Annotated in this window: 10 protein-coding genes; 6 read left to right on the top strand and 4 right to left on the bottom strand. The window is 70.3% G+C overall.

Annotated features, from left to right (window positions below; translation table 11 throughout):
- The first annotated feature begins 33 nt into the window (after nucleotides 1-33).
- On the top strand, nucleotides 34-645 hold the full coding sequence (locus JOD31_RS01140; RefSeq protein ID WP_246482294.1) for a cation efflux transmembrane domain-containing protein: 612 nt from the start codon (nucleotides 34-36) through the stop codon (nucleotides 643-645).
- 3 nt (nucleotides 646-648) lie between these two features.
- On the opposite strand, the gene JOD31_RS01135 is transcribed toward JOD31_RS01140, so the two are convergent.
- Nucleotides 649-954, bottom strand: coding sequence for an EthD family reductase (locus JOD31_RS01135; RefSeq protein WP_204948488.1), 306 nt, complete (start codon nucleotides 952-954; stop codon nucleotides 649-651).
- Between the two features lie 127 nt (nucleotides 955-1,081).
- On the opposite strand from JOD31_RS01135, the gene prfB reads away from it, so the two are divergent.
- Nucleotides 1,082-2,213, top strand: a protein-coding gene (gene prfB / locus JOD31_RS01130) for a peptide chain release factor 2 (RefSeq protein WP_204948487.1) whose coding sequence is annotated in 2 segments (ribosomal slippage) — nucleotides 1,082-1,150 and nucleotides 1,152-2,213 — 1,131 coding nt in all. Because the reading frame shifts where the segments join, the coding sequence is not laid out codon by codon here.
- Between the two features lie 68 nt (nucleotides 2,214-2,281).
- Here the strand turns inward: prfB and JOD31_RS01125 are convergent.
- Together JOD31_RS01125 and JOD31_RS01120 are read right to left on the bottom strand one after the other, a co-directional pair.
- Entirely contained in the window at nucleotides 2,282-3,463 is a 1,182-nt protein-coding gene (locus JOD31_RS01125; protein ID WP_204948486.1) for a M23 family metallopeptidase, read from the bottom strand.
- A 79-nt stretch (nucleotides 3,464-3,542) separates the two neighbouring features.
- A complete protein-coding gene (locus JOD31_RS01120; protein ID WP_204948485.1) occupies nucleotides 3,543-4,013 on the bottom strand; it encodes a peroxiredoxin in 471 nt (156 codons plus the stop codon).
- Between the two features lie 153 nt (nucleotides 4,014-4,166).
- Here JOD31_RS01120 and JOD31_RS01115 point away from each other — a divergent pair, with 153 nt between their 5' ends.
- Nucleotides 4,167-7,583, top strand: coding sequence for an AsmA-like C-terminal region-containing protein (locus JOD31_RS01115; RefSeq protein ID WP_204948484.1), 3,417 nt, complete (start codon nucleotides 4,167-4,169; stop codon nucleotides 7,581-7,583).
- Nucleotides 7,584-7,707: 124 nt separating this feature from the next.
- Here JOD31_RS01115 and tyrS read toward each other — a convergent pair whose 3' ends face one another.
- Nucleotides 7,708-8,967 carry a tyrosine--tRNA ligase gene (gene tyrS / locus JOD31_RS01110; protein ID WP_204948483.1) on the bottom strand — a complete coding sequence of 420 codons (1,260 nt, stop codon included), beginning with the start codon at nucleotides 8,965-8,967 and terminating at the stop codon, nucleotides 7,708-7,710.
- A gap of 214 nt (nucleotides 8,968-9,181) precedes the next feature.
- Between tyrS and JOD31_RS01105 the strand changes: the two genes are divergently transcribed.
- From JOD31_RS01105 to JOD31_RS01095, 3 genes are all read left to right on the top strand, one after another.
- Nucleotides 9,182-10,276, top strand: a complete 1,095-nt coding sequence (locus JOD31_RS01105; RefSeq protein ID WP_204948482.1) for an anhydro-N-acetylmuramic acid kinase — start codon at nucleotides 9,182-9,184, stop codon at nucleotides 10,274-10,276.
- Nucleotides 10,277-10,423: 147 nt separating this feature from the next.
- Nucleotides 10,424-12,238: a potassium/proton antiporter gene (locus JOD31_RS01100; RefSeq protein ID WP_204948481.1), complete on the top strand. Its 1,815-nt coding sequence runs from the start codon at nucleotides 10,424-10,426 to the stop codon at nucleotides 12,236-12,238.
- Nucleotides 12,239-12,275: 37 nt separating this feature from the next.
- Nucleotides 12,276-12,587, top strand: a complete 312-nt coding sequence (locus tag JOD31_RS01095) for an FtsB family cell division protein (RefSeq protein ID WP_020185228.1) — start codon at nucleotides 12,276-12,278, stop codon at nucleotides 12,585-12,587.
- Nucleotides 12,588-12,750: the final 163 nt, after the last annotated feature.

Genomic DNA, 12,750 nt, shown 5'->3' with positions numbered 1-12,750 from the left:
CTCGAGGTCGGCAAGGGACCGGGCACGCGACGTTTGAGCGACGAGATCGAACCGGCCGAACTCGCAGCCGACGATGGCCTGCGCCGCACGGTCGGCCTCGTGGCGGCGCTCAACCTCGGCTACTTCGGCGTCGAGTTCGCGGTCGCCGCCGCCATCGGCTCGGTCGCGCTGTTCGCCGACAGCGTCGACTTCCTCGAGGACGCCTCGGTCAACCTTCTGATCCTTCTGGCGCTGGGCTGGTCGGCGCGGGCGCGCTCACGCCTCGGGATGGCGCTGGCGGCTATCCTGCTCATTCCCGGGCTCGCGACCCTCTGGACCGCATGGAGCGCCTATGGTGCGCCGGTCGCGCCCTCGGCCGGGGCGCTGACGCTGGCGGGCGCAGGCGCGCTCGCCGTCAACGCGACCTGCGCCCTGCTGCTCGCGCGGTTCCGGGCGGCGCAGGGCAGCCTCACCAAGGCCGCCTTCCTCTCCGCCCGCAACGACGCGCTCGCCAACGTCGCGATCATCGGCGCAGGCCTTGCGACCGCGGCGACGCTATCGCCGTGGCCGGACCTGATCGTCGGCCTTGGGATCGCCGCGATGAACGCCGACGCCGCGCGCGAGGTGTTCGAGGCCGCGCGCGCCGAGGGGCGCGCCGCGGCCTGAGCGTCAGCCCTCGGTCGAATCGAGGTGCAGGATCGTCGGCCCCTCGGGCGAGTAGTTCGGAATGTCGGCGACGGCCGCCTGGCCTTCGGGCGAGCCCAGCGCGGCGTGGATCGCCTCGAGGCTGTCGAACGTGCCGACGAACATCCAGAAGAACGCGCCATCGGCGCCGTCGAGCGCGGTGGCCGGGCCGAAGCTGAAGCTCTTCAGCCCGGGCATCTTCTGGACGAGCGGCATATGCACGCTGCGGAAATGGCTGTCGAACTGGGCAGGATCGGCCGGCTTCGGGTACATCACGACAAGTTTGCTCATGCGGTTTTCTCCTGACGGCGCGGCGTGCGCCTCGGCAGCGCACATAAGGCGGCGCCGCGCCGTTTACAGCGCGAGACAGGGCCGCTAACAGTCGCCTCCCCAACGCACACACGAGAGCTCAGAGGCCATGCGCGCCGAAATCGAGACCCTCGTTCAGGACATCGAGCAGTCGGTCGGGCTGCTGAGGAGGCATCTTTGACTGGGATGCAGCCAAGGCCCGCCTCGAAGAACTGAACGACATCGCCGAAGACCCGACGCTCTGGGAGGACCCGGAGCGCGCGCAGAAGATCATGCGCGAACGCACCTCGATCGACGACGCCATGAGCGGCGTGCAGCGCATCGAGAGCGAAATGAAGGACAACCTCGAGCTGATCGAGCTCGGCGAGATGGAGGGCGACGAGTCGGTCGTCGCCGACGCCGAGACGGCGTTGCGTGGGCTTAAGGCCGAGGCCGCCCGCCGCCAGCTCGAGTCGCTGATCTCCGGCGAGGCGGACGGCTTCGACACCTTTCTTGAGGTTCACCCCGGCGCGGGCGGCACCGAAAGCCAGGACTGGGCCGAGATGCTGCTGCGGATGTACACCCGCTGGGCGGAGCGTCGCGGCTTCAAGATCGAGGTCGTCGACCACCAGAACGGCGAGCAGGCGGGCATCAAGTCCGCGACGCTGCAGATCAAGGGCCACAACGCCTATGGCTGGCTGAAGACGGAGGCGGGCGTGCACCGGCTGGTGCGCATCTCGCCGTTCGATTCGAACGCGCGACGCCAGACCAGCTTCGCCTCGATCATGGTCTACCCCGTGATCGACGACAGCATCAAAATCGAGATCAACGAGAGCGACGTCCGCACCGACGTGATGCGCTCCGGCGGCGCCGGCGGCCAGCACGTCAACAAGACCGAATCGGCGGTGCGCCTCGTGCACAACCCGACCGGCATCATGGTGGTGAGCCAGGGCGACCGCTCGCAGCACAAGAACCGGGCGACCGCCTGGGACATGCTGCGCGCCAAGCTCTACGAGCGCGAGCTGAAGATCCGCGAGGAGCAGGCGGCGGCGGACCAGGCGGCCAAGACCGACATCGGCTGGGGCCACCAGATCCGCTCCTACGTGCTGCAGCCGTACCAGCTGGTGAAGGACCTGCGGACCGGCCACACCTCGACCTCGCCTCAGGACGTGCTGGACGGCAAGCTCGACGACTTCATGGAGGCGACCCTCGCCCAGCGCGCCTATGGCGGCGCGCCCGAGGGCGTCGAGGACGTCGACTGATCTCCCGTCGTGTCCCGGCTTGAGCCGGGACACGAGGACCGGGCGTCAATCTTCAGCGCAGATCGTCTTCAGTTCGACAGCGTCGCCGCGTAGGCGGAGCCGGCGCGCAGGAAGCGCAGCGGATCGACCGCCTCGCCGTCGATCCGGGTCTCGTAGTGCAGGTGCGGCCCGGTCGAGCGGCCGGTGGAGCCGACGTGGCCAAGAACGGCGCCGGCCTTGACGGTCTGCCCGACCTGGACGGCGGCGGACGACATGTGGCCGAAGCGGGTGGTCAGCCCTCCGCCGTGGTCGATCTCGACCATCAGCCCGTAGCCGCCGCTGTAGCCCGACGTCGTGACCCGTCCCGGCGCCGTCGCGCGGATCGGGCGGCCTTGGGCGCTTTCAAAATCGAGGCCGGCGTGGAACGCGGGTTGGCCCAGGAACGGGTCGGTGCGCGCTCCGAAGCCGCTGCTGATCGATGCGCCCGGCGCGGGCGTCCGAATCGGAGCGTCCTCCAGGCGGTCGCGGAGTTCGGCGGTCGCGGCGCGCTGGGCCGCGACCCGGTCGGCGCGCGCCTCGAAGGTCCGCGCCCGTGCGGGGAGGGGTTCGAACGGGCCGCCGCGGCCGGCCTCCGCGCCTCGGGCGTTCGACTTCGGCAGGGCAAGCCCGTCGTAGATCCGCTGGAGCTTGCGGCGCTTGTCGTCGATCCGGGCCTCGATCGCGTCGAGCGCCGCGCCTTGTCCGGCCTCCAGCTTGTCGAGCCCCACGCTGATCTGGCGGGTGGGATCGACGGGGTCTGCCGATGCGACGAGTCCCTGCCGCGCGTCGTCCCGACGGTCGAGCGGCGTCGGCTTCGCGGCGTAGGATGCCGGCGCGGCGGCCGGCTGGTCGAGCGCCGGACCTGCGAGTTCGGCCAGGACCGTCTGCCGGCGTTCAAGCGATTCCTGCCGCCGGGCGAGTTCGGCCAGGCGCTGCTCCGAGCCGGTCTTTTCGACGAGGCGACGGGTCCGAACGCGCTCGAGCTCGGTCTTGAGCTCGTCGATCTGCGCTTCGTAAGCGCTCGCCGCCACCTTGGCGCCGCCACGGATCTCGGCGACGACGACGTCGTGGAACGCCACGTAGTACGCCGTCCCGAGAGACCAGCCGAACGACAGAGCGATCACGGCCGCGACGGCCGCGGCCCCGTAGCGCGGCAGGCGGATGGCGAACCGGCGGCCGCACTCGACGACGATGAGGTCTCCGCCGAACGGGGCGGCGCGATCGATCGTCATGCGGAGGGCCTTTCATCTGCGGGCCCGCCGACTGTTTCGCGTTAGGGTTAACCGCCGGCTAACGCGCCGCCTTCCGACCTCATAACGCCTGCGCGGCCCGCAGCACCTCGTCGGCGTGGCCGTCGACCTTGACCTTCGGCCACACCCGCGCGACTCGGCCATCGGCGTCGATCAGCACCGTGGTGCGCTCCACGCCGAAGTACTTGCGGCCGTACATGCTCTTCTCCTTCCATACCCCGTAAGCCTCGAGCATCGTCTTCTCTTCGTCGGCCGCGAGCGGGAAGGCGAGGTCGTACTTGGTGCGGAACCTGTCGTGGCTGGCGACGCTGTCCGGCGACACGCCGATGATCTCGGTCCCGGCGTCCGCGAAGGCCTTGCGCAGCCCGTTGAAGGCGATCGCCTCCTTGGTGCAGCCGCTGGTGTCGTCCTTCGGGTAGAAATAGAGCACAACTTTCCGCCCCTTCAGGCCGGCGAGGCTGATCGATTCGCCGCCGGCGCCCGGCAGCTCGAAAGGCGGGGCGGGATCGCCGATCGTGAGAGCTTCAGCCATGGAGGTCTCCTTCGTTGCGGAACGCGCAGACTACGTAAGGCGCCCGTTTCGGATCGTCACCGGTCCCCGACTCTTGAGCGCCCGGTCGGTTGCAGGTACGTCGATAGGGCGTCGCGCAAGCTGCGTCGCATCCTCGGAGACCTCTCACGCTTGATGACCGAGATGGAGAGCCCCTCGCGACGCGCCCGAGCGCTCGCCCTCGTCGCCGCGCGGCGACGTCGGGCCGGGCCGCTGATCTCGCCGCGTCGCGCGGTCCGCCTCGTCGCCTTCGGCCTCCTTGGGGTCGCGGCGGCGCTGTCGGCGATCTGGCTCGCCATCCTCTATCTGCCGCTGCCCGCGTCGCAGGTCATTCCCAGGGTGACGGCGGCGCTCGAATCGCGGCTCGGCCCGGAGTACGCGGTATCGATCGAGGACGCTGAACTGCACCGCGGCGCGGACGGCGTGGAGCTGCGGCTCGTCGACTTGGCGATCGCAAAGGCGGCCGGCGGCCCCACGATCGTGGCCGCGCCGAAGGTCGAGCTCAGGCTCGACGGACTGGCGCTGCTGCGGGGCGACGTGCGGGTGCGCTCGGTCCACGCCACGAACCCGCGCATCGACGCGCAGTTCGAACAGACCATGGGCGCGGCCTCGAAGCAGACGGACCTGCCGGACCGCATCCTCGCCGGCGTCGCCGACCTCGACCGGCTGCTCGGCCCGGGGGGCGCCGTCGGAGCGCTGGAAGAGGTCGAGGTCACCGGCGCCGCGCTCCTGATCGGGCGGGGCGGTCAGCCGGCCATGACACAGGACGACGTCTCGCTTCGGCTCTCCCGCGGGGAGCACGGCGCCATCGCCCTGACGACCTCGTCCGCGCGTCCCGAGGATCGTTGGACCATCGCGGTCACCATCGCCCCCGACGCCGCGACGAGCGAGCGCGTGATCGACCTCGGGCTCGAGAACGTGTCTCTCGCCCCGTACTCCGCGCCTTTCGCCCAGAAGGCCGGCGCCCCGCCGGCGACCGGGCGGCTGTCGGGCCATCTCAGCGCCCGTATCGGGCCGGACGGGCGCCTCGCGGCCGGCGACGGGCGAATCACCGCCCGAAGCCTCTCGATCGCCCTTCCCGGCGTGCCGGACGGCGCCGCGCGCAGCATCGACGTCGACGACCTCAAGCTCAAGTTCGCCTGGGACCCCGCGAAACGCGCGGTGGTCATCGAGCCGTCCCGCATCGTCGGGCGCACGGGCCAGATGTCGTTCACCGGCGCGCTGACGGCGCCTGTCGCCGGTCAGGCCATGTGGCTCGCCCACTTCGACGGGCGCGACGTGTTGCTCGCGGGCGAACAGGTGGGCGACACGCCGCTCCGGCTCGACCAGGTCGTTCTGGACGCGCGCTTCGACGCGGAGGCGGCGACCCTCGAGGTGACGCGCGCCCAGGTGCTGGGCCCCACCGCCAAGGCCGCGGCGACCGCGCTGATCCGCTTCGAAGGCGCCAGTCCTGCGATCCGGCTGGGCCTCGTCAGCGACCCGATGCCGGCCTCCGCCATCCTGCGGCTGTGGCCGCCCTTCCTCGGCCACGACGTGCGGAGCTGGGCCGTGGAGAACATCCGCTCCGGCCAGGTCGACGCGTTCTCGTTGACCCTCGACATTCCCGCCGGCGTTCTCGCCGGCATGGGGCCGAAGGATCCGCTGCCGCCGGGCTCGATGGCGATCGACGCGACGTTCTCGGACGCGGCCCTGCGCGGGGCGCCCACCTTGCCGTGGATCGACGGCGCGACGGGGACGATCGCGGCGACGGCGACCGACGCCCGCGTGTCGATCGGGAAGGCCTTCGTCCCCGGTTCAAGCGGCGGTCTGTCGATCACCGATCTCAGTTTCGTCACGGGCGGCTTCGGCGCGCCTTTCCCGAAGGCCACAGTCGCGTTCAAGGCCCAGGGCGCTCTCGATCCGGCGCTGGCGCTTCTGGCCTCCGGCGCGGTGGGGCCGAATCCGCTTCCGCCGCAGCTCGATCCGGGGAAGGTCTCGGGCAGGATCGCGGCGGACGTCGCGGCGGGCTTCGAGCTCGGCCATCCCGACGACAAGCCGGGACCGCCGGTCGCGGTCAAGGTCGCCGCCGACATCACGGATGTGGCGATCGCCGATCTTTTCGCCGGCCGCGCCTTCGACAAGGGCGCGTTCAAGCTCGCCGTGGACGGCGCGAGCAAGACGCTTGCGGGGAAGGGGCAGATCGCCGGCGCGCCGGCGACGATCAACGTGGTCGAAACGCCGGCGACGGCGAGTTCGCCCGCCAAGCGCCAACTGACGGCGACGCTTACGGCCGACGCCGCCGACCTGACGCGTCTTGGTCTCGACGTTCCCGGCTCGATGAAGGGCGTCCTGCCGCTGCAGATATCGCTCGCCCTCGACGAGCCCCACGCTCCGATGAGCCTGTCGGCGGACCTCACCGGCGTCGGGATCGACGGGCTCGTGCCGGGGTTCCGGAAGCCTGCCGGCCGGCCCGGCAAGCTCGCCCTGATCGTGGAGAAAACGCCGGAGAAGACGGTCGTGAGGGATTTCGCGATCGAGAGCGGCGATCGGTCGGTTCGTGGCGGCATCGAATTCGGCCCCAAGGGAGAGCTGCTCGCGGCCACCTTCCCGATCTACCGCCCTGCGCCCGGCGACGACGCGCGCGTGGAGATCGACAAGCTGCGCTCCGGCTCGACCAAGGTCGTGGTGCAGGGCGCGGCGCTGGACCTGAAGCCGTTGCTCGACTCGTTCCGCGGCAAAGCCGCCGCGGCGCGGGGGACCGACAAGCCCGGCTCCGGCGCCATCCCAAAGACGCTCGACGTCGTCGCCAAGCTCGGCACGGGCCTCGGCTACGGCGGCGAAGCGATCGCGGGGCTCGATCTCAAGCTCGCCATGCGCGACGGCCGGGTGACCGACGCGGACGGCTCGGGGCGCATCGGCGGGAGCGGCATACGGCTCGCCACCGCCGACGACGGCCGGCTGCGCCTCAGCGGCGGCGACGCCGGCGCCTTCTTTCGGTTCGCCGATCTCTACGGCCGGGTGGATGGCGGCCAGTTCGACCTGCAGGCCTCGCTCGCGGGCGGGCCGGGGGTCTTGAACGTGAAGGATTTCCTCGTCCGGAACGAGACCGCGCTCGACCGCGTGCGTCAGACGACGGGAGCGGACGCGAACGCCGCCGCCGACGCCCGGAAGGGCGCAACGCGGTTCGAGCGGCTGCGCGTGGCCTTCGTGCAGGGGCAGGGGCGGATCGAGGTCAAGGACGCCGTCGTCTACGGGCCGCAGCTCGGCGCCACGCTGGAGGGCGTGGTGGACTACGCCGCCGACAGCGTCTCGCTCGTCGGCACCTTCGTCCCGGCCTATTCGCTGAACAACCTCTTCAGCAAGGTTCCGATCATCGGCGCGCTTCTGACCGGCGGCAAGAACGGCGGCCTGCTGGGCGTGACCTTCCAGGTCACCGGCAAGACCGGGGCGCCGACAGTGACCATCAATCCGATGTCCGCGGTGGCGCCGGGCTTCCTGCGCAAGCTGTTCGAGTTCCGGCAGACCGCCCCGGACGCCGGGGCGGCGGGTAATGTCCCGGCGGGGGCGCAGTAGGAGACTCAGAGCGACGGCGGACGAAACCGTCCTCGTCTCCCGCGCAAGGCCGGGACGCTAAGGCGGAGCGCGGTCTACACCGAGATCCGCAACGCCTCCGTGGTTCAGCGCATCAGCGAACCTCTCACCCCCGCGGGCGGAGCAGCACGTGCTTCTTGCGGCCGAGCGAGAGCTTGATCACGCCCTCCGGCGTCAGGTCCGCCGTGGTCAAGGTCGCACGCTCGTCGGTCACCGCGGCGTCGTTGACCCGGAGGCCGCCGCCCTTCACCTGGCGGCGGGCCTCGCCGTTGGAGGCGACGAGCTTGGCGATCTCGGCGAAGGCGGTCAGCACGCCGAGGCCGGCCGTGAGCGCCGCGGCGTCGATCTCGACGGTCGGGAGCGACTGGCTGACGGCGCCTTCCTCGAAGGTGGTGCGGGCGGTCGCCTCAGCCTGCTCCGCCGCCGCGCGGCCGTGGACCAGCGCGGTCGCCTCCGTGGCGAGAACCTTCTTGGCCTCGTTGATCTCCGCGCCGCCGAGCGCGCCAAGACGCTCGATTTCTGACAGCGGAAGGTCCGTAAACAGCTTGAGGAAGCGCACGACGTCGGCGTCCTCGGTGTTCCGCCAGTACTGCCAGAACACGTAAGGCGAGGCCATGTCGGCGTTCAGCCACACCGCGCCGCCGGCGGTCTTGCCCATCTTGGCGCCCGAGGCCGTGGTGATCAGCGGGCAGGTGAGGGCGAACACGCCGGCGCCGTCCACGCGGCGCGACAGCTCGATGCCGTTGACGATGTTGCCCCACTGGTCCGAGCCGCCCATCTGCAGCCGGCAGCCGTAGCGGCGGCTGAGCTCCAGGAAGTCGTAGGCCTGCAGGATCATGTAGTTGAACTCGAGGAAGGAGAACGGCTGCTCCTGCTCGAGGCGGGTCTTCACGCTGTCGAACGACAGCATGCGGTTGATCGAGAAATGCCGGCCGATCTCGCGCAGGAACGGCACGTACTCAAGCTTGTCGAGCCACTCGGCGTTGTCGACCATGACGGCGTCGGTTGGGCCGTCGCCGAAGGTCATGAACTGCTGGAACACGGTCCTGATCGACTGCTTGTTCGCCGCGATCTGGGCGTCGTCGAGCAGCGGGCGCTGGGTGTCGCGGAACGAGGGGTCGCCGATCTTGGTGGTGCCGCCGCCCATCAGCACGATAGGCCGGTGGCCGGTCTGCTGCAGCCGCCGCAGCATCATGATGTTCGCCATGTGCCCGACGTGCAGGCTCGGCGCCGTCAGGTCGTAGCCGATGTAGGCCGTGACGATTCCGTCCTGCGCGAGCTGGTCCAGCGCCGTGGCGTCGGAAAGCTGGTGGATCTGGCCGCGCTCTTCGAGGAGGCGCAGGAAATCGGAGGCGTAGGCGGTCATTGGGCGTAACAGTCTTTCGGCAGATCGAACGTGGCGTCGGGGTTTAGCGCAGGATGTCCGATATCGGAAACGCCTCGTCACGCCCCGGTTTATCCCGGGCATCCAGACTTCCGTTTGCTGGCGCTTGATGATCAAAACTGATCCCCCGGACAAGCTGGCGGATGACGAGGCGCACGCTTTGCGGCGGCGTAACTAACCATTGAGGGGAGGCGACATGCGTGCGATCGGGCTGATGAGCGGCACCTCCTGCGACGGCGTCGACGTGGCGCTGGTGGAGACCAACGGCGAGCGCATCGAGGCTTTCGGGCCGTCCGGGTACCGGCCCTACACGACGGACGAACGCGCCGTGCTGGCCCAAGCCTTGGCGGACGCCGCCGCGATCTCCGACCGTACGGCCCGGCCCGGCGCGGTGGCCGAGGCCGAGGCGATCGTGACGGACGCCCACGCCGAGGCGGTCGAGCGCTTCTTCGCCGCGCATGGGCTCCGCGCCGACGACATCGACGTCATCGGGTTCCACGGGCAGACCGTGCTGCACCGTCCCGCCGACCGTCTCACGGTCCAGATCGGCGACGGCGAGGCGCTCGCACGACGGCTGGGCGTTCAGGTGGTCTACGATTTCCGCGCGGCCGACGTGGCGGCGGGCGGGCAGGGGGCGCCGCTCGCGCCCACCATCCACCCCGTGCTGGTGCGGGCGCTCGACCTGCCGCGCCCGCTCGCCGTGCTCAACCTCGGCGGGGTCGGCAACGTCACCTTCATCGGGGCGGACGGGGCGCTGGTCGCCTTCGACACTGGGCCCGCCAACGCGCTGATGGACGATCGGCTGCTCCGCGAGACCGGCGAGGCCTTCGACCGCGACGGCGCGATCGCGGCCTCCGGCGCCGTGGACCCGGCGGCGCTCGCGCGTCTGATGGACCATCCCTACTTCGACGTCGCGCCGCCCAAGTCGCTCGACCGCAACGCCTTCGACGCCGGCCCCACGGACGCCCTGCCGTTGGCGGACGCCCTGGCGACGCTCGCGGCCTTCACCGTCGAGTCCGTCGTCCGCGCCGCCGCCCATCTGCCGAAGCCGCCGGCGCTGTGGGTCGTCGCCGGCGGGGGCGCGCGCAATCCGACGCTGCTCGCGGGGCTTCGCGATCGTCTCGGGGCGGACGTGAAAACCGCTGACGCGGTCGGGCTTTCGGCCGACGCGCTGGAGGCGCAGGCCTTCGCGGTGCTCGCAGTGCGGAGCCTGAAGGGGCTGCCGCTGACCTATCCCGGCACCACCGGGGCGCCGCGCCCGCTGACCGGCGGCGCGCTCGCCCGGCCATAAGCCGCATAAGATGTTGTTCCGCCTTGATCTGGCGGCATTCGTCGGGGAAGTTCCAACCTCCTTCCTCTGACGCTTCGGCGCTCGGACCACGCCGGGTTCGCCCCAGGCGCGCCCGGCCGCCCGTGGCGTGCATGCGAACCGGCGGGCATGGACAACATCACGGTCGTCAATGCGGTCCTGCTGTTCGGGGCGGCCCTGGTGCTCGTCGGCATTCTGTCGTCGCTCGTCGCGTCCCGGTTCGGCGCGCCGCTGCTGCTCGTCTTCCTCATCATCGGCATGCTCACCGGAGCGGACGGGCCGGGCGGCGTCGCCTTCGACAACTACCGGCTGACCTACCTGATCGGCTCGCTCGCGCTCGCGATCATCCTGTTCGACGGCGGGCTGCGCACGCGCATCTCGCATCTCGCGGGCTCGCTCGCGCCGGCGATAGGGCTCGCCACCGTGGGGGTGGTGATCACCGCGGGGCTGATCGGCGCCTTCGCCTCCTACGTGCTGAACCTCAGGCTCTCGGAAGGCTTCCTGATCGGGGCCACAATCGCCTCGACCGACGCCGCGGCGGTGTTCTTCCTGATCCGCGCCAGCGGCCTGCAGCTCCAGCGGCGGGTCGGCGGCGTGCTGGAGATCGAATCCAGCACCAACGATCCGGTGGCGGTGTTCCTCACCGTCATGATGGTCGGCATCGTCAGCGCCTCCGGCGGTCACGACGGGCTGACGATCCTCGGCGAATTCCTGCAGGAGGCGATCATCGGCGGCGCGGCCGGCGTCGCGGGCGGGTTCGCGCTCGCCTTCGTGCTGAACAAGGTCGACCTGCCGTCCGGTCTGCACCCGCTGTTCGTGGTGGCGAGCGCCGTCGCGCTGTTCGCGCTCGCGGCGGTCATGCACGGCTCCGGCTTCCTGGCGGTCTATCTCGCCGGCATCGTGGTGGGAAACCGTCAGGTGCGCGCGCTGCCGAGCATCATCGCCTTCCACGACACCGTCACCTGGCTCTGCCAGATCGTGATGTTCATCGTGCTCGGCCTGCTCGTCACGCCGTCGAGCCTTCTGCCGTCGCTCGGCGCCTCGCTCGCCATCGCCTTCATGCTGATCTTCGTGGCGCGGCCGGCGGCGGTGGCGCTCTGCCTGCTGCCGTTCGGCTTCTCGCGCAAGGAGATCGGCTTCGTGGGCTGGGTCGGCCTGCGCGGGGCGGTGTCGATCTTCCTCGCCGCGATCCCGACCCTGGCCGGCGCCCCCAACGCGCAGATCTATTTCAACGTCGCCTTCGTGACGGTGATCGTCTCGCTGCTGGTGCAGGGCTGGACGATCACCGAACTCGCGAAACGGCTCGGTCTCGCCGTCCGCCAGACCGGCCGGCAGGTGCAGCGAATCGAGATCGACCTGCCGGGTCAGCTCGCGCAGGAGATGGTCGGCTACCCCGTGACGCCGAAGTGCCCGATTCTGGCCCGCGACGCAGTGCCGAAATGGGCGACGCCGGTTTTTGTGATCCGGGAGGACCGCATTCTCGATCCCCTCCAGGCCGGCGCGCTGAAGCCGGGCGACTACGGTTATTTTCTGGCGCCGCACAATCGTGTGGCGGAGCTCGACGGCCTGTTCGCCTCGACGGAGGCGGGGCGCGCCAAGCCCGCGCTCAGCGAGTTCGCGCTGCGCGGCGACGCGGCGCTCGCGACGCTCTCGGCTATGTACGGCCTCGCGGTTCCCGCCGAGGACGCCGGATCGACGGTCGCCGAAGTCTTCGCCCGGCGCTTTGAGAACGAGCCCGCGGTCGGCGACGCGGTTGAGTTCGGCGGGGCGACGCTCGTGGTGCGCGGCGTCGACGAGGGTAAGGTCGTGCGCGTCGGCCTTCGCATCGAGGACGAGCCCGACGCGACGGTTCCGATCGCCCCGGCGGGGGCGCGCGCGGCGTCGCGCAACGCTGCGGACAAGCTGTGGCGGAAAGTGCGGGGCACGCTGAAACGCGCGGCTTAAAGGATTTCGAAACCATGTCCGCGGCACTCTCGCGGGCATGATCATTCGTCACCGCTGGCGCACGGCCGCCGCCCAACTCGCGCTCTGGCTCGTCGCCACCGGGGCGGTCGTCTATTTCAGCCAGCAGGCCTACGTGGGCGCCCACGGCTTGGTCGCCAGCCGCGAGTTCGAGGCGGAGATCGCCACTCTGTCGGCGCAGCTCGCCTCGCTTAAAGAGACGCGCGAAAGCTACGAGCATCGGATCGATCTGCTGAGCTCCGACCAGCTCGACCCCGACCTCCTGGACGAGGAGGCGCGCGTCGATCTGGGCTGGCTGCACCCCAACGACCGCGTCGTCGAAACGCGCTGACGTCTTCGCAGGCGCAGCGCGGCGCGTTGGGTTGCTCTTCGCTATCGCACAATCAAAATACTCTATGACCCCCCTTGCGACTTTAGTTGCATCCGGGCACATACGTTCCAAGCGATCTGGGCGTCGGCTCGATTTGCCTTAAGGTCGCGTTAGGTTTCCGTCT

Origin of the sequence: Methylopila capsulata, from assembly GCF_016907975.1 — a bacterium.
GTDB lineage: Bacteria > Pseudomonadota > Alphaproteobacteria > Rhizobiales > Methylopilaceae > Methylopila > Methylopila capsulata.
The sequence above is the reverse complement of the archived record's forward strand: the minus strand, read 5'-3'. Positions and strand labels throughout refer to the sequence as shown.